Genomic DNA, 17468 nt, shown 5'->3' with positions numbered 1-17468 from the left:
TCGGTAACTTTGTCCTGGGAGGGATCAAACGATGCCCGTTCACCACACCGGCCACCCGGCCAGCCGGCGCCTGCGCCGCACACCCGTGCGCGACGTCCTCTGCACCACCATCGCCTGCGTGCTGGCCACCGCCTTCAGTGCACACGCGCAGGACAGCGCGCCTGCCGCAGCGCCGGCCACCGACACCAGCACCGCGGCTGCGCCGCCGGTCACGCTCGACAACGTCACCGTGATCGGCCAGCGCGCCAGCCTGAATCAGGCGGTGCAGGCCAAGCAGATGTCCGATCACGTCATGGAAGTGATCTCCGCAGACAACATGGGGCAGATGCCCAACGTCACCGTGGCCGAAGCGCTGGTGCGCCTGCCCGGCGTCAACGGCACCCGCGACCGCGGCAACGAGAGCCTGGCCACCGTGCGCGGCCTTGGCCCGCGCATGACCATGGGGACCGTCAACGGACGCGAGATCGCCTCCTCCGAGCCCAATCGCGCGGTGCGCTGGGAAGTGTTTCCCACCGAGATCGTCTCCACCGTCAAGGTCTACAAGACCCAGTCGGCGGACCTGGTCGCCGGCGGTCTCGCGGCAACGGTGGACATCTCCACCATCAGCCCGCTGGACTACACCGGCCCGGGCTTTGTCGGCACCGCCGGCCCGGTGTTCTACGACCACGCCAAGGACGTGGATGGCTACACCCCGTGGGGCAGCCGCTTCGGCGCCAGCTGGGTGCACCAGATCAACGACAATCTGGCCGTTGCGCTGGGCGCCACCTACCAGAAGCAGAAGAATTCCAACTCCTCGATCGGCAGCTGGGGCTATACCGATGCCACCACCTCGCGCGATGTGGATGGCGACGGGACCGTGGACCCGACTCCGTTCGGCGCGGCCGACCAGCTGAAGCTGACCGACCAGACCCGCACCGGTGCGATGGGCACCGTGCAATGGCGCTCGGGCAACTTCGAATTGAAGTTCGACGGCCTGTACTCGCGTATCGAGATCGACGAAGACCAGTTGCAGAACTGGTTCAACGGCCTGGCCTACAGCACCTTCTCGACCGGCGCCAATCCGTACACCACGCCGGGCTCGTCCTACACCATCGTCGATGGCGATGTGGTGGCCGGCACGCTGGCCAATTCGAACCTGCAGGTCGACCATGTGGTCAGCCACTACAACGAGGTCAAGACGCTCACCGCCGGCGGCCTGAACGCCAAGTGGAGCGGCGATGTGTGGACGCTGGGCAGCGACCTGTCGTTCTCGCAGGCCAAGCGCGACAACACCTGGCAGGCGGTGCGCTTCGGCAGCAATCCGGACACCGTCTCGTTCGATTTCCGCCGCAGCGTCACCCCCACCATCCGCACCAGCTCGGATACGCCCGAATGGGGCATCGCCGGCCAGACCGAGCCGCAGGGGCTGCGCGACAAGATCGCCGCGCTGGCGCTCAACGCCAGCCGCTCGATCGATGCAGCCGCCTTCACTTCGCTGGAGTTCGGCGCACGTGCCGCGCGCCGTGAGAAGCAGAACCGCCGCTTCATCAGCAACCAGTCCGGCTATGACCAGCCGATCTCGGCCTATCAGGGCCTGATCTACCCGGTCACCATGCCGGACTTGAACGTGCCCACGCTGACCGGCGGCAACATGGATGCCATCGCCGAGATCGGCTTCGGCGGTTTCGACCCGGCCACGCTCAACGAGCAGTTGCTGGACCACTGGAACGTCAAGGAAGACGTGCGCGAAGCCTTCGCCAAGGCGGTCTTCAGCTCGCAACTGTTCGGCACTGATGTCACCGGCAACATCGGCGTGCGCCTGGTCAACACCAAGACCACCAGCGATGGCTTCGATTCGGTCGGCACCACCGTGCAGGCAAGCAGCGACCGCAAGGAATACACCGACGTGTTGCCCAGTGCCACCGTCAACTTCCTGATCGACGATCAACGCATCCTGCGCTTTGCGGTGGCCAAGGTCATCGCGCGTCCGCCGCTGGACGAGTTGCGCACCGGCCGGCGCCTGGACGACCCCAACGTCACCATCGGCCAGCTCACCGGCAGCGGCGGCAATCCGCAGCTGGATCCGTTCAAGGCCACCCAGGTCGACCTGTCCTACGAGTGGTACTTCCACAAGGAAGCGCTCGCCGCACTGGCCGTGTACCGCAAGGAAGTGGATTCCAGCATCGGCTACCGCACCGACCGTGAGGTGATCAACGGCCTGGATTACCTGGTCAGCGCCCCGTTCAACGGCGGTGGCGGGCATATCAACGGCTTAGAACTCACCTTCCAGACGCCGTTCTACTTCATCCCGCACATGGAAAACTTCGGCGTCTATTCCAACTTCTCGCTGGTCGATTCCAACCTCAAGGAATTCTCGCCGGAGAACAACCCGCTGCCGTTGAGCGGGCTGGCACGCAAGACCGGCACCTTCGACCTGTGGTACAGCAACGGCAGCTTCGAAGCGCGCGTGGGTTACAAGTACCACAGCCCCTACACCGTGGTGTATGGCTGGAATGCGGCGCGCCTGGCACGGCTGCAGAGCGAAGGCACGGTGGATCTGAGCCTGAACTGGCAGTACAGCAAGCAGCTTGGCTTCCGCTTCCAGGCCGGCAACCTCACCAACGAACCGCTGCGCGCCTATACCGACAACAAGCCCAACCGCCTGGCCAACCAGGACGACGGCGGCTACCAGGTGTTTGGCCGTCGCTACTCGCTGGAAGCGACCTACAAGTTCTAAGCGTCGCTGACTTCCGCTGCACGACTGCTCCACAGCTGCGGGCGGTGCGCAATCGTCTCCGTCAGCAGCGGTGCGATTGCGCACCGACCGCACGACGGCACCGCCGCCTGCGGCAGGCTGTCACCGCTCCGCGCTCTATCTGTCGAGGAATTGCATGCGCTCCACACGTCGCCTCTGGACACCCGCGCTGCTCGCGCTGGCCATCTCCACCTTCGCACACGCCGCCCCGGCCCCCGCCACGCTGTATCTGGGCGCAGACCTGTCCTACGTCAACGAGATGGAGGAATGCGGCGTGCAATACCGCGAGAACGGCGTGGTCAAGGACCCATTCGAACTGTTCCATGCGCACGGCGCCAACCTGGTGCGCGTGCGGTTGTGGAACGATGCCCGCTGGACCCGCTACAGCGACCTGTCCGACGTCAAGAAGACCATCGCGCGCGCACGTGCGCAGGGTATGCAGGTGCTGCTGGACCTGCACTATTCCGACGACTGGGCCGATGGCGAAAAACAGCTGATTCCCAAGGCCTGGGCCAGCATCACCGATACCGATGAACTGGCGCGCACGCTGTACGGTTTCACCTATGACACGCTCAGCGCGCTCGACCGTGCTGGCCTGATGCCGGAGCTGGTGCAGGTCGGCAACGAAAGCAATTCCGATCTGATGGACAGCCAGCCATGGGACAAAAAGCGCCCCATCGACTGGCAGCGCAACGCCAAGCTGTTCAACGCCGGCATCAAGGCGGTACGCGACATCGGCGCACGCTCCACGATCAAGCCGCGGGTGATGCTGCATATCGCCCAGCCGGAGAATGTGGAGCCGTGGTTTGCCGCAGCCACCAAGGCCGGCGTCACCGACTACGACCTGATCGGCATCAGCTACTACCGCAAATGGTCGACCCAGTCGATGGCCGAGCTGGGCAAGACCATCAAGCGCCTGCGCGGCCGATACGACACCGATGTGGTGGTGGTGGAAACCGCCTATCCGTGGACGCTGGAGCCCGGCGACACCTCGCACAACCTGCTCGGCGAGGATTCGCTGATTGCCGGCTACCCGGCCACCCCGCAGGGCCAGTTCCGCTACATGGTCGACCTCACCCAACTGGTGATCGACACCGGCGGCGCCGGCGTCGTGTACTGGGAGCCGGCATGGACCAGCAGCAGCTGCAAGACGCGCTGGGGCACCGGCTCGTCGTGGGAAAACGCCAGCTTCTTCGACTTCAAGCACGCCAATGACGTGCTGCCGGCGATCGACTTCATGCGTCACCCGTATACCGGCGTGCCGGCGTCCGGTCAGCCTGCAGCAGCCAAGCCTGCGTCGATCACCCCAGGCAAGCCCACCGACGCCCGCAGGAGGACCCAGCCATGACCGGCATCAATCGCCGCGAACTGCTGCGCGGCATGCTCGCCAGCGGCGTGGGCGCCGCACTTCCGGTCGGTACGGCCGGTGCGTTGCTGCCCGCCATCGCCGCTGCAGCGCCAGCTGCAGCCGACAACGCCACGCCGCTTGCCGCACTCGGCGATGCAGCCCTGGCGCCGCGCGAACGGCTGCTGTTCGACTTCGGTTGGCGCTTCCATCTTGGTCACGCCAGCGACCCGTCGCGCGACTTCGAGTTCGGCACCTTCCAGCGCAGCTTCGCCAAGGCCGGCAAGGACACCGCCACCGCCGCGCAGCTCGCCTTCGACGACAGTGGCTGGGAACTGCTGGATCTGCCGCACGACTGGGCGGTCACCCTGCCCTTCCGGCAGGAACCGATCTCGGCCACCATCACCGAAGAGGACCCGGCCGCTGCGCACGGCTACAAGCCGCTGGGCACCAGCTTTCCGGAAACCAGCGTGGGCTGGTATCGGCGCACGCTGCAGATTCCCGCAAGCGATCTGGGCAAGCGCATCAGCCTGGTGTTCGACGGTGTGTTCCGCGACTGCATCGTGTTCTGCAACGGCCACATCGTCGGGCGCAATGCCAGCGGCTATTGCGGTTTCGAGGTCGATCTCAGCGAAGTGCTCGACTACGGCAAGCCCAACCTCATCGCCGTGCGCGTGGATGCCACGCTGGGCGAAGGCTGGTTCTACGAAGGCGCCGGCATCTACCGCCATCTGTGGCTGCACAAGACCGACCCGCTGCATCTGCCGCAGGACGGCGTGTTCGTGCGCAGCACCGTGCACGGCGACAACGCCACCGCGCAGCTGTCCACCGAAGTGCGCAACGATGGCGGCGGCGCGCGCCAATGCACGGTGCAGGTGCGCGTGACCGCGCCGGATGGCCGCGTCGTTGCACAGGCAGCCAGCGCCACGGTCACCGTTGCACCCGGCCAGGTACAGCGCGTCGAGCAGACCCTGCCGCTTGGCCAGGCTGCGTTGTGGTCGATCGACACCCCGCAGCTCTACCACCTGACCACCAGCGTGCACAGCGATGGCAAGGCGGTCGATGCGGTGGTCACGCCGTTCGGCGTGCGCACGGCTGTCTTCGACGCACAACGCGGCTTCCTGTTGAACGGCGCACCACTCAAGCTGCATGGCACCAACAACCACCAGGATCACGCCGGCGTCGGCACCGCCATCCCGGACAGCCTGCACGAATGGCGCCTGCGCCAGCTCAAGTCGATGGGCTGCAACGCCTACCGCAGCTCGCACAATCCGGCCACGCCCGAACTGCTCGCACTCTGCGATCGGCTCGGCATGTTGGTGATCGAAGAGACCCGCCGCATGTCCACCGACCCCGAAGCGATGGGCGAGTTGGAGACGATGGTGCGGCGCGGGCGCAATCATCCCAGCGTGATCCTGTGGTCGCTCGGCAACGAAGAGCCGCAGCAGGTCACCGAGCGTGGCGCGCGCATCGTCAGCCGCATGCAGCAACGCGTGCGTCAGCTCGATCCCACCCGCCCCACCACCTTCGCCATGGACAAGGGCTTTGGCGATGGCGTCGGCCAGGTCGTGGATGTGGTCGGCTTCAACTACCGCACCAGCCAGATGGACGGCTTCCATGCGCAGTACCCCCACATTCCAATCTATGGCAGCGAAACCGGAAGCACCGTGTCGGTGCGCGGCAACTACCAGCGCGACGACACGCGCGGCTACACCCGCGCCTACGACACCGACCACCCCTGGTGGGCCAGTACCGCCGAAGCCTGGTGGAGCTATGTCGCCCAGCGCCCGTTTATCGCAGGTGGCTTCATCTGGACCGGCTTCGATTACCGCGGCGAACCAACGCCCTACAACCGCTGGCCGAATGTCGCCTCGCAGTTCGGCGTGCTCGACAGCTGCGGCTTCCCCAAGGACAACTACTGGTACTACCGCGCGCAATGGACCGGCGAACCGGTGCTGCATCTGTTCCCGCACTGGAACTGGGACGGCCTGCTGCAGCCCGACGACAAGGGCCGCGTCGCGGTCTGGTGCCACAGCAATCTCGAAGCGGTGGAACTGCTGGTCAACGGCGTCAGCCAGGGCCTGCAGCAGGTCCCTGCGTACGGCCATGTCGAATGGCGCGTGGTCTACGCACCCGGCGTGATCGAGGCCCGGGGCTATCGCGGCGGCAAACTGGTGCGCAGCGAACGCCGCGAGACGGCCGGCACGCCGGCAGCGATCCGCCTGAGCTGCGACCGCAATGCAGTGCGCGCCGATGCCGAAGACGTGGCGGTGGTCAAGGTGGAAATCGTCGATGCACAGGGCCGCGTCGTTCCCACCGCCGATACGCTGGTGCAGTTCGCATTGCGCGGCCCGGCGCGGTTGATCGGCGTAGGCAACGGCGACCCTGCCAGCCACGAGGACGACAAGGCGCCGCAACGCAAGGCCTTCAATGGACTCTGTGCGGCCCTGCTGCAGAGCACGCGCAGTGCCGGCAGCATCGTGCTGCAGGCCACCGCGCCCGGCCTCGCCGCTGCCACCCTGCGCCTGGATGCCGACAAGGCCAGGCTGCGCGCATCGGTGGCCTGACGCTAGCCGGAGCAGTGGCTGCGTTGATCACCAAAAATCACGTCAGCACCAACTGACCGCAGGCCCGGGAGCCATGACCGGCTCCCGGCACTGGCGCCCGCCTGCGCAAGCGTCATGCAGTGGCCACGCCCGCCCGGCCCACCGCGGCTACGTCGCGCGAATGGAAAGTTGGCCGACGGGTTTACGCATCCGCGCTCCCCGCATCCGGCGCACGCGGAAAGTAGCGGCTGAGTTTTTCTTCCCACGCCTGGAACTGCTCAAGCGTGTAGGCATCCATCGGCCGTGGATCGGCGGCCACCGCTTTTTTCTGCGCGACATATGCGATGCGCTGGGACGCCAACTCGTCCCATGCCTTGCGCAGCATCACCGGGTCGGGATGCGAGACCATCATCGCTTCCAGCAGCGTGGCCTGGGCCACGCGTGCGGCCAGCAGGTCGCTGAGCGCCTCGGTCACGGCCTGCATCCACTCATGTTGTTTCTGTTCCATACCCGACCGGACCGCCTGCGTGATGTGCCCCACACGGTAGCGCCTCCGCTGGCACGGCCATGTGCAGCCATCATCGACCCGGTGCCGGCGAACACGTCTCCCCGGTGTCGCGGCGCGCGCGGGCCCGCCTCACGCAGGTCTTGCATATCGCGACGCGCAAGCAGGACCCAACGCGACAACGTCACGCTCACTTCCGCCAGCAGCGACGATAAACGCAATCCCTCGGTCTCCAGGCAGCGCCCGACGTCCGCATCACAGGTGCGGCCATTGTCGGAGGCGATGCCGCTCGACATCCCGCGCTCATTGCCCGGACCATGGGGGGCGCTGCGCGCACGCCGTCATTGCCGACCATGATCGAAGATCCGGCGGATAACGGCCTCGGCCATGACATGCAGCAGCGCACCGGTGATGCCCCCGAGAAGAACCTCGGTGCCGCGATAGACACCGACCAGAAGATAGGAGCTTTCCGGGTCTCCAGTCAGAAACACGAATTGTCGGTGCGCGGCTTTTTCGTCGCCGGTCACGCGGCGTGGAGCTCACGGCTGCGGGGCGCAGTCTGCAACTGTCGGCAACCGAAATCTTTGCGCGGCTGGACGCTGCCCTGGCCGACGCGCGGCGTCATGGCGAGGGGCAAGCCGGGCAGTTGCGTGTCGGCTTTGCTGGCGCAACCTATTTCAACCCCGCCATTCCTGCAGCGATCCAGGCCTTTCGCACCCGGCACCCCGATGTCGTGCTGTCGCCCGAACAGAGCAATACGCCCGCGCTGCTGGCGGGCTTGCGTGACAACAGACTGGATGTGGCATTCATCCGCCCGCCGGTTGACCAGGATGATCGCGTGACGGTGCGCCCCTTTGTGGACGAGGAGATGGTCATCGCCGTTCCAAGCGGCCATCCGCTCGACGGTGAAACGCCGCTCCCCCTGTCTGCCACAGCGGGCGAAACCTTGATCCTGTTTCCTCGCACCATCGGCACGGGGCTTTACGACACCGTGATGGCCGCCTGCCGCGATGCGGGGTTTACCCCTCGCCTGGGACAGGCGGCGTCCCAGATCGCGTCCATCATTCCCATGGTGGCGGCGGGGTTCGGCGTGTCGGTCATTCCGCAATCGGTCAGCCGCATTCAAAACGAAGGCGTCACCTACCGAAGGATCGCTGGCCAGACCCTACACGCGCCTATCGCACTGGCCACCCGTGCAGACGACCTTTCTCCGCTGGTGTCCGGTTTTGTGGCCGCAGTGCAATTGATCCAGCAGGCCGGAAGCCGGACGACAGCGTGAGGCCAGCCTGGACGCTGCGCTGGTTTGTCAGATCGCATGGCACGATTTGCGATTGCATCGCACACGTGTGCCCATCACTCATCGCTGCAGGGCAGCGCGTAGGAAACGAATGACAGCCGCGCCGCTTTCCCGGTCGGCTCTTGCATACCCCTGAGGGCTGCCTCCGACCTGAAGATGAGGACCCAACTCATGCCGGTAGGTTGTTGGCTGCCACAGCGGCGAGATCAGATGCCCCGCATCGCTGAAATAGAGGATCTGATCGGGCTGCTTGCGCGCGTGCTGGGCCAGGTAACGCTTTGCCACCGCCGCCATCTGGCCGGAAAGACCCAGTTGGTCGTCCCCTGCCGCGACAAGCATCAGCGGGCCGTTGATCCTTTCAAGGGGCAACATTGCGGCCTTCAATGCCGCCTGGGCCTGCAAATCCGTGTCGTCCAGCCAGGAGGCGCCCGCACGGTAGGGCAGGAATGGCAGGTCCTTCCCTGCAAGGGTCAAGCCGGGCTTGTCGACGGCATGGAAGTCAGCCGGCTCGACGTCTCGCTGGATGCCCCGAAAGGGCGCCGGGCTTCCCACCAGCGAAACCACGGCGTGGAGTCGCTGATCATGCGATGCCGCCGCCATCGCAATGGTGCCGCCCCATGAGCCGCCCAGCACTCCAATCCCGGATGGGTCGACGTAGCGTTGCTTCTGTAGCCAATCCACGGCCACCGAGACAGGATCGATCGGCACCCGCACGAGGTCCTTGGGCAATCCAGGCAAGCGATAGTAGCCGACGGACATCGCCACAAACCCATGCGATGCCAGCCAGGCGGCATACATGTCTGCACTGTCGATACCCCCCTCGGAACCACCCAGGGTAATGACGGCGGGATGGCGGCGTCCGTCCACCAACGCACTTCTGGGCGCGTAAACGTGGGCAACGAGTCCGGGGGAATGCACCGCGAATGCCGAGACGCCTTCACCATCGATCCATCGTCGCATCTCGACGGTATCAACTACCCGCCCGGCCAGCACCATCTCCACCGTGAACTGAGCCGGTGCAAACCTGAGATCCGCGTCCCTCCTCCTGATGGGAAAGGGCGAAGGCCTGGCGGGCCCCTCCGGCCGCATCGACCAAAACAATCCCGCCTCATCGACTCCGACGTAGGTTCCCGCTTCCGACGCCGTGCTCGATGGATCCACCCTGCCGTCCAGATCCGCACGGTACAGCGCGCTCGAGCGCCAGAGGTTGCCCTTGGCATCCCTCATGGAGAGCCTGAGTTCCACAAGCTCGGTGGGCTGCATGCCTGAGACGTGCACACCCAGGGGCGCATCTGCGCCGCTGTCCAATGACCAGACGCGAAGATCTGCCGCAGAGGCGGTGTTGCAGCCCAGCAGTGCAACAAGGGCGATGGCGAGTCGGCGCATGACGGAAAAATCGGGAAAGGACACCGGGACGATGCGCCCCCCGCACTCGGCTTTGGCTGCGTGTGGCGCGACTCGTGCGTCCGACGACCTCAGTCGTGCAACAGCGGCTGAGACAAGGTGGGCAGGCGCGCCTGGAGTTGTCCTCGAAACTGTCGGCTCACCCGCAGTGTTGCGCCGCCTAGAAGCTCCAGTTGAGCATCCTGGTTCCGCGCCGGACGGAGCGCCACGACACGCGTCACATTCACCAGGGACGATCGATGGATACGGACAAATCCATGTGGCTCAAGGCAATCGGCCAGGTTTGCCAGGCTATCGCGGCGCAGATACGTGTCCTTTCCGGCGTGGATACAGACGTAATGGCCCGCCACCTCGACATAGTCAATCTGCGCCGGTGCCAGGTAGACGGTGCGATCCCCCACGTCAACGGCCAGGCGGGCTGTCTGCGCACCCTTGCCGTCGATGCGCTGCCGCACGCGGCGTATCGCAAGCTGCAGGCGTTTGGGATCCACCGGCTTGAGAAGGTAATCCAGTGCCCCGGCGTCGAACGCGCGCACCGCGTGCACGCTGTAGGCGGTGACGAAGACGACATGTGGCACAAGCGTTTCCAGGTGACGCACCAGGTCCAGGCCACTGCCATCGGGCAGACCGATGTCCAGCAGGACCAGGTCGACATCTCCAAGCCTGGCCCGCGCAAGCGCGGCTTCGAGGATGGCCGCTTCACCGACCACGAGGACATCGGGCTCGGACGCAAGAAAACGCACAAGCCGGTCGCGCGCAAGCGCCACGTCATCGACGACCAGGGTACGAATCACGCTGCCTCCGTCCCTACCGGGAGACGGAGCGTTGCGACAAAGCAGGTCGCCTGCCGCTCGGTGGACAACGATGCCGCTGCGCCATGGGTGAGGGCCAATCGCCTCCTCAGGTGATCCAACCCTATGCCCAGCCCCCTGGGCTGATCGCCACCGATCGGGTTCACCACAGTGATCATGAGCTCGGCGTCTTCGACAATGGCTTTGACTTCGATACGAACAAAGCCACCCACCCGTGCTCCATGCTGGATGGCGTTTTCGAGCAACGGCTGCAATGCCATCGAGGACACCGGGGCATTCCATGCCCGCGGCTCTATGTCGATATTGAACGTGATGTCACCAGACAGCACCTGGTGCAACTCGATGAACTCCGCGCTTGCGCCTATCTCTTCCCTTAGCGATAGCACGGGCGCGCTTTCCAGCATCGCGCGAAGAAGATTCGCTACATGGCCAAGCGCAAGGTCCGCCCGAGCAGCGTCACGATAGCCAAGCTCTCCGATCGCATTGAGCGCATTGAAGATGAAGTGCTGATGCAACCTGGATCGCAGCGCCTGTTCGTTCACTCGGGCCAGCAGCAGCTCTCGCTCACTTCTCAAGACCAGGTGGCCCCAGAGCTGCCCTGCCCCCATGACGACCAAATAAAGGGGAATAGCGAACAGGGTCGTCGCAGTGAGGGCGCCCTGGCCGCCTTGGAGATCACGCCACCCCATGCCCTCGAACCCTGCCAGGTGCAAGAGACCATGGCCAAGCAGCCAACCCAGCACCGTCAACACCGGTATGGCCACCAGGCCGGTCAAGGCGATCAATGCCAGATGACGCGCGCTTCGCCCTGTTCCAATGATCCATCGTCTGGACAGCCAGAGAAGCGTCGGCGTGAGCGCTGCCCAAGGCACGTAGCTTCCCACCAGAAACAGGAAGGCACCGAGCAGGCCCAGAGCACCGCGCGGCTTGTCGGCCAGCGATGTCAGGGCCACAGCGGGAGCGTAGGCCAGGGCGAGCACGAGCCATGGCACGGCGATGCCCGCCCAGTGGAGGCCTACCGGAACCAAGGGACGCTTGGGAATCGAAGAAGTGTGTGTCCGCATGGACGGTCATGCTCGGGACAGCGCAGATTACCCCACATCACCGATATCCACGACATGGCGCACCTGGCGCCTCCGCCTGGCCGGCGCCTCTACCGTCGGCGTCGATGTTCCCTGCCACGCCTCGCTTGCGCTCTTGCGGCAGCGGCCTGGCTCGCCCGCTCGCCTCCGCAGTTCACCATCTCGTGGTGGGCAGCGGTCCTGCCGAATGTCGACTTCAGGCCGACCTACGCCAGCCCTGTGGCGGCCTTCCGCCGTTCAGAAAATGGCGCGAGGCCTCGCTATAGCTGGATCCTTTACTGCCGATATCAGATGCATCCCAAACGCTGCCGCTCCATGTCGACCGAACTCAGAACCCAAGTCCCCTTCTCCGGCATGGCAGACACCGCGAGCGAGCTGCTTGAGCGGCTTGCCGAGCTGACGCCGCTGAAAACCTGGGTGCTTGCCGAGGTCAAAAACGATCATTGGATCATCCGTGGCTGCACCGACGCCTCCTTCGGGTTGAAGGTCGACCAGTCCTTGAGCTGGCCCGAGTCGGTGTGCCGCAGCATGATCGTCATGGGCGGCCCCCAGTTCGCCCCAGACCTGCAGAAAGTCGAACACCTGGCCCAATCCGCCGTGGCGACACGGCTGGGTATCGCAAGCTACCTGGGCGTGCCGATTCGAATCCCTGGCAAGGTCGAGGGGATGCTCTGCGGGCTGGACAACCGGGTCGTCGACGACAAACTCGAGCACCTCCTGCCGCTGGTTGAAACCTTTGGACGGGTCCTGGCCGGATCGTGGGCCCAGCACCTGGCCGAGGTGCAACGGCTGCCGGCTGATCCGCAGGCCATGGAAAATGCACAAGCGTTGGCCGGCCTCTACGATCTCCGGACGTTCCGTGATGTCCTGCAGGCAGCGGCGGATCACCGCCATCGCAACGAGCAAGGCGGCGTATTGCGGTTTGACGTGGACGCCAACAGCTCGGTAGGCGGCGTCGGGCCAGAGCAGAACGTAGCAAAGGCCATTGCCCTGCTGAAGCAGGCCACCCGTCCCCAGGACAGCCTGGCGCACCTGGCGCGCGGAGAGTTCGCCCTGTTCCTGCCTGGCAGCAGCGAAGCCGGGTTGGTGTCGGTCGCCCGGCGTATCCAGTCGTCCTTGAACGCAGAGGGGCTCAGCGCGCGTTGGGGAGCCAGCTGGTTCAAGGAAATGCAGCAGCTCGACAATATCGATCAGCTCATCAAGGTGGGTCCCCTGCCACGCGCAAATCCGGCCGAAAGCAATGCGCATCCGATCCCGTCGGCCGCCCTGTAGGACCGGGCCAAGCCTTACAGGCCGAGGGCACGGAGCAATGGCAGCGGCACCACCATCGGCGGGTCAGGAAAATACTTACAGTCACGTTCGTCTATTGCCGATAGTGGATTGCGCTGTTTTCTTCAATGATGGCGTGTCACCCGGCGAGCATCGACAGCCAATCGTCTGACACTGATGTTGGACGAAGGTAGGTGCCTGCCCATCAAGGAGGATTGCTATTGGGCGTCACCGCAATTCGGCACGTGGGCAATTATCTGCTCACTGCCCACAGCGTTCCGTGCGATGGAAAGTTCCTGCCGGAGCTTCTGATTTCCAGGCCCGGCGGCATCACCTTGCACCGCTGCCAACCTGGAAGCATCGCCTTTGCCGATCAACGCGCCGCGTATGACTACGCCAAACGCTGGATGGCGACTTGCCAGGTGTCGAGCACGGGCTCGGTCAGCGCAGCCTAGCAACGGGCAGGCCTGCGACTGCGTCCTCGCCTGCGGGACGCAGCGCTCGATGCGATCGTTCCATGCCGCCAACTGTTCGAGCGTGTAAACCTCGACCGGCTTCGCCGCTGCCGACAAGGCTTTGCGTTGCGCAACCGTCGCCATCAGGGATGACGACAGGCGGTCCCGGCAGCCGGTCAGCGATGCGGGGTCCGGGTGCGAGGCGCGCACCGCCTCAAGCACCGCGCCTCGAGCCACTCTTGCCGCCTGCAGGTCACTACAGTGCATCCACCACTGCTGCCATCCATTGCGCGTTCAACTGCTCCATCTCTTCCCCAGTGCCTAGTCGGAAGTGGATAGCCCTGCCATCGGTGTTATCGCGCATCAGCCATCGACAACCGCCGAACCCTCAACTGCATTGCCTTCCCACGCGCGCAACCGCTCTGCCTGACATCCGTCAGGCGTACCCCGACAGCCCGGACGTTTTCTGAAGGGTTAGATTATCGTTTAGTGACGGATATTCCAGTTTTTGAGGAGGGCGCCGTTATTGGGAAACCGATGCCAGGCTCGCTAACCGCGTGAGCATCGATGCCTCTACTGATCTCTTCTGGGACGTCCATGATCGCTTTTCTCCAACGCTTCAACGTCGGCCACCGCCTGGCCGTTGCATTTGGAATCTTGATTCTCCTCTCAGGCCTGCTCGTGGCCACCGGCCTGGGCACCATGGCGAACGCGCGAGCGCAGCTGGACTTCATCGTCCTCGACCGCACCGCCAAGATCCAGGTCGGCAACGGCATGCTGGATGCCAACTCCTCGTTGCTGATCGCATTGGGCACGTATGCCATGGCGACAAGCGAAGAGCTCAACACCGAAGCACTCAACACGATCAACGCGCAGCGCCAGCGCTACCAGGAGCTGCGCACCAAGCTGGACGCGCTGTCCAGCTCGGAGGAAGGGCGGAAGATTCGTGCCGAGATGGACGAGCGTCGGGCAGCGTCCATGAAGTTCAACGACGAAGTCATCGCGCTGGCAGCCAGGAACGAGAACGCGCAGGCCCAGGACATCCTCAGCGAGCAAGGGCGGCCCGCCACCCTCGCCTGGCAGGACAAGATCCGCGAACTGGTCACCCGCCAGGAAGGACAGAGCAGGCAGGCCTACGCAGAAGCAGTCAAGTCGATGGACCGGGGCAAGCTCCTGCTCATCCTTGGCGGTGCCGCGGTCGTGCTGGTCAGCAGCCTGCTGGCGTGGCTCATCACCCGAAGCCTGACTCAGCCGCTGGCACGCGCCACGAAAGCGGCTGAAGCCATTGCCAATGGTCAGCTCGGCAACGACGTGCACACGCAGGCCAAGGACGAAACCGGCCGGCTGTTACGCGCCATGCAAGGCATGCAAACGCAGCTCCAGGCCCTGTTGACCGCGCAGGGCGACATGGCAAAGCGCCACGATGAAGGCCAGACCAGCTTTCGCATGGATGCCCAAACCTTCCCGGGTGACTACGGCCGCATGGCCGAGGACACCAATGCCCTGGTGGCCTCGCACCTGGCCGTGCAGTCGAACCTCGCACGGATCATGGGGCGTTACGCCATCGGCGACCTGAGCGAGAGCATGGAGCGCTTGCCCGGTGAGAAAGCCGTGCTGACGCAGACCATGGACGAGGTCAAGGCGAACCTGTCTGCCATGAACATCGAGATCAAGCAGCTGGCGCAGTCCGCGGCCAACGGTGACTTCACCGCACGCGGCGATGCCGATCGCTTCCAATATGATTTCCGCGTCATGGTGGAGAGCTTGAACCTGCTCATGGCCACCGCGGACGGCAACCTGCAATCGCTGTCGTCGCTGCTGCAATCCATCGCCGCAGGCGACCTCACCGCGCGCATGACGGGCGAGTTCAAGGGGGTCTTCGCGCAGATGCGCGACGACGCCAACGCCACCGCCGCGCAGCTTGCAGAGATCGTCGGACGCATCCAGCAATCGGCGGTGTCGATCAACTCGGCGGCCAGCGAGATTGCCGCCGGCAACCAGGACCTGTCGCAGCGCACCGAACAACAGGCCGCCAACCTGGAGGAGACGGCTGCCTCGATGGAGGAGCTGACCTCCACGGTTCGCCAGAATGCGGAGCACGCACGCCAGGCCAACCAGTTGGCCATCGGTGCCGCAGGCGTCGCCTCCCAGGGCGGGGAAATCGTCAGCAAGGTGGTGGGGACCATGGCCGGCATCGAGGCCTCGTCCAAGAAAATTGCCGACATCATCTCCGTGATTGACGGCATCTCGTTCCAGACCAATATCCTGGCCTTGAATGCTGCCGTGGAGGCGGCGCGGGCTGGTGAGCAAGGCCGCGGGTTTGCGGTGGTCGCATCGGAAGTGCGGACGCTGGCACAGCGTTCCACCGCTGCGGCCAAGGAAATCAAGACCCTGATCGACGACTCTGTCGAGCGCGTCACCGAAGGCTCCACGCTGGTGCATACGGCGGGCACCACGATGGCCGAGATCGTCTCCAGCGTGCAGCGCGTCACCGACATCATGGGTGAAATCTCTGCGGCCTCGCAGGAACAGTCGGCCGGCATCGAGCAGGTCAACATCACGGTAACGCAGATGGATGAAACCACGCAGCAGAACGCGGCCCTGGTGGAGGAAGCCACTGCCGCTGCACGCTCCATGGAAGAACAGGCCGTCCAGCTCACCGAGGCCGTTGCGGTGTTCAAGATTGACACCACCGCGATGTCGCCATTTGTTCAAACCGCTGCACTCGTCTCCAGCAGGAAGCCGGCGGGCCCCAGGTCGCTGCCTTCGGTTGCACGTGCGAAGGCGAACATCATTGCCCCGCAACAGGCTATTTCCTCGACAGCTGTCGCCACGGATTGGCAGGAATTCTAGCCACCGTCTCAGGAGGCCCGGCACTGCCGGGCCTCTGCCGCCCAGAAACATGCTCGTTTGCGATTCCTTTTTTCTACCGAAAATGCAGCGCAAGCGTCACCGGCGCCAGCCTTCAATGATGGATGCCTTACGCCGAATCGCGCATTCGCATCATTTGGCCTTATCGAGTTTCCGGCGCGCTTGCGGGCAAAAGCATCCCGTTGACTCCATTGGTTAATAGCGTTGGCCGATCGCAGGCAGGCCAGGGTCGATTCCGGTCATGGCGACAGAGATGTCCCACAGCCGCCTGGCGAGCGCCGGGTCTTCAGCCTGCGGGGCGCGTCCGGCCTCTCCGGCCACACCCCTGATCCCGCGGAAGCCGGTGGGGCCGTAATAGCCGCCGGGCTTCACGGGCCCGGTCGCTGCCAGCAGGGCCGGCCACGCGCCCTTCGCAGCACTGTTGAGCAGCAGGCCGACAAGTGGGCCCATCACCTGGATGGGGCCCATGTGCCGTCCCAGGCTGGTGCTGGCCACGCCGGGGTGGGCACCGACAGCCATGGTGGGCGACCGGGTCGCGCGTAGGCGCCGGTCCAGTTCGAAAAAGAACAACGCATTCGCCAGTTTGCTCGCTCCATAGCGATCGCCCCTGGAGTAGCTCCGCTCGGCGTTGAGATCATCCCAATCGAGGGTTGCCTTCAAATGCGCGATGCTGGACGTGACCACGACGCGCGAGCCGGGTGTCTCGGCCAGCTTGGGCAGCAGCAATGAGGTCAGCGCAAACACCCCGAGATGGTTGACGCCGAACTGCGATTCGAAGCCCTGCTTGGTACGCATCAGCGGCGGATTCATGATGCCGGCGTTGTTGATGAGCACATCGATGCGTGGCTCCTTCAAAACGTGTGCGGCGGCTGCACGGACGCTATCGAGATCGCCCAGATCCAGTGGCAACCATGCAAGATCGGCACCGGGTGTCAGCCGCTTGATGCGCGCAATCGCCGCATCGGCCCTGCCCTGCTCGCGACAGCCCAGCAACACCCGCGCGCCCCGCGCGGCGAGCACCCGGGAGATCTCAAAGCCCACGCCTGCGTTGGCGCCGGTGACGACGAAGCATTTTCCCGCCTGGTTCGGCACATCTGTTTCGGTAAAGCCGCTTTGATCAAGCAACATGGGTCGCTCCTGTTTGAGTG

Annotated in this window: 13 protein-coding genes; 7 read left to right on the top strand and 6 right to left on the bottom strand. The window is 64.7% G+C overall.

The genetic code is table 11. The annotated features are described in order from the left end of the window. The first annotated feature begins 31 nt into the window (after positions 1 to 31). The 3 genes from EO141_RS01845 (at position 32) to galA (ending at position 6646) form a co-directional block, all read left to right on the top strand. Positions 32 to 2716 (top strand): TonB-dependent receptor, encoded by a 2685-nt coding sequence (locus EO141_RS01845; protein WP_126971851.1) that lies wholly within the window; start codon positions 32 to 34, stop codon positions 2714 to 2716. Between the two features lie 154 nt (positions 2717 to 2870). After that, positions 2871 to 4082, top strand: coding sequence for an arabinogalactan endo-1,4-beta-galactosidase (locus tag EO141_RS01840; protein ID WP_119128958.1), 1212 nt, complete (start codon positions 2871 to 2873; stop codon positions 4080 to 4082). Beyond that, complete coding sequence (gene galA, locus EO141_RS01835) at positions 4079 to 6646, top strand: beta-galactosidase GalA (protein WP_119128957.1); 2568 nt, start codon at positions 4079 to 4081, stop codon at positions 6644 to 6646. Before EO141_RS01840 ends, galA begins: the two co-directional genes overlap by 4 nt. Before the next feature lie 181 nt (positions 6647 to 6827). Here galA and EO141_RS01830 read toward each other — a convergent pair whose 3' ends face one another. Both EO141_RS01830 and EO141_RS01825 read right to left on the bottom strand, forming a co-directional pair. Further along, complete coding sequence (locus EO141_RS01830) at positions 6828 to 7133, bottom strand: hypothetical protein (protein ID WP_164739019.1); 306 nt, start codon at positions 7131 to 7133, stop codon at positions 6828 to 6830. Positions 7134 to 7471: 338 nt separating this feature from the next. Next, complete coding sequence (locus tag EO141_RS01825) at positions 7472 to 7657, bottom strand: hypothetical protein (RefSeq protein ID WP_127168396.1); 186 nt, start codon at positions 7655 to 7657, stop codon at positions 7472 to 7474. 5 nt (positions 7658 to 7662) lie between these two features. On the opposite strand from EO141_RS01825, the gene EO141_RS01820 reads away from it, so the two are divergent. Further along, positions 7663 to 8409 (top strand): LysR substrate-binding domain-containing protein, encoded by a 747-nt coding sequence (locus tag EO141_RS01820; protein WP_164739018.1) that lies wholly within the window; start codon positions 7663 to 7665, stop codon positions 8407 to 8409. 78 nt (positions 8410 to 8487) lie between these two features. On the opposite strand, the gene EO141_RS01815 is transcribed toward EO141_RS01820, so the two are convergent. From EO141_RS01815 to EO141_RS01805, 3 genes are all read right to left on the bottom strand, one after another. Next, a complete protein-coding gene (locus EO141_RS01815) occupies positions 8488 to 9813 on the bottom strand; it encodes an acyl-CoA thioesterase/BAAT N-terminal domain-containing protein (RefSeq protein WP_164739017.1) in 1326 nt (441 codons plus the stop codon). Positions 9814 to 9902: 89 nt separating this feature from the next. Continuing rightward, positions 9903 to 10625 (bottom strand): LytTR family DNA-binding domain-containing protein, encoded by a 723-nt coding sequence (locus EO141_RS01810; protein ID WP_164739016.1) that lies wholly within the window; start codon positions 10623 to 10625, stop codon positions 9903 to 9905. Beyond that, the gene (locus EO141_RS01805; protein ID WP_127168392.1) at positions 10622 to 11707 is read right to left on the bottom strand and encodes a histidine kinase; all 1086 of its coding nucleotides are present in this window, start codon (positions 11705 to 11707) and stop codon (positions 10622 to 10624) included. The genes EO141_RS01810 and EO141_RS01805 overlap by 4 nt, the downstream gene beginning before the upstream one ends. A gap of 333 nt (positions 11708 to 12040) precedes the next feature. Between EO141_RS01805 and EO141_RS01800 the strand changes: the two genes are divergently transcribed. The 3 genes from EO141_RS01800 to EO141_RS01790 all read left to right on the top strand — a co-directional run bounded on the left by EO141_RS01800 (position 12041) and on the right by EO141_RS01790 (position 16302). Continuing rightward, a complete protein-coding gene (locus EO141_RS01800) occupies positions 12041 to 12997 on the top strand; it encodes a GAF domain-containing protein (RefSeq protein ID WP_127168391.1) in 957 nt (318 codons plus the stop codon). Between the two features lie 218 nt (positions 12998 to 13215). Further along, positions 13216 to 13449: a hypothetical protein gene (locus EO141_RS21305; protein ID WP_164739015.1), complete on the top strand. Its 234-nt coding sequence runs from the start codon at positions 13216 to 13218 to the stop codon at positions 13447 to 13449. A 597-nt stretch (positions 13450 to 14046) separates the two neighbouring features. Beyond that, positions 14047 to 16302 (top strand): methyl-accepting chemotaxis protein, encoded by a 2256-nt coding sequence (locus EO141_RS01790; RefSeq protein ID WP_127168390.1) that lies wholly within the window; start codon positions 14047 to 14049, stop codon positions 16300 to 16302. Between the two features lie 213 nt (positions 16303 to 16515). Here the strand turns inward: EO141_RS01790 and EO141_RS01785 are convergent, their stop codons facing one another. Continuing rightward, on the bottom strand, positions 16516 to 17448 hold the full coding sequence (locus EO141_RS01785; protein WP_127168389.1) for an oxidoreductase: 933 nt from the start codon (positions 17446 to 17448) through the stop codon (positions 16516 to 16518). Positions 17449 to 17468 lie beyond the last annotated feature (20 nt).

The sequence above is a fragment of the Xanthomonas sp. BRIP62415 genome, from assembly GCF_003993515.1.
In the GTDB taxonomy this organism is placed as follows: Bacteria; Pseudomonadota; Gammaproteobacteria; order Xanthomonadales; family Xanthomonadaceae; genus Xanthomonas; species Xanthomonas euroxanthea.
The sequence above is the reverse complement of the archived record's forward strand: the minus strand, read 5'-3'. Positions and strand labels throughout refer to the sequence as shown.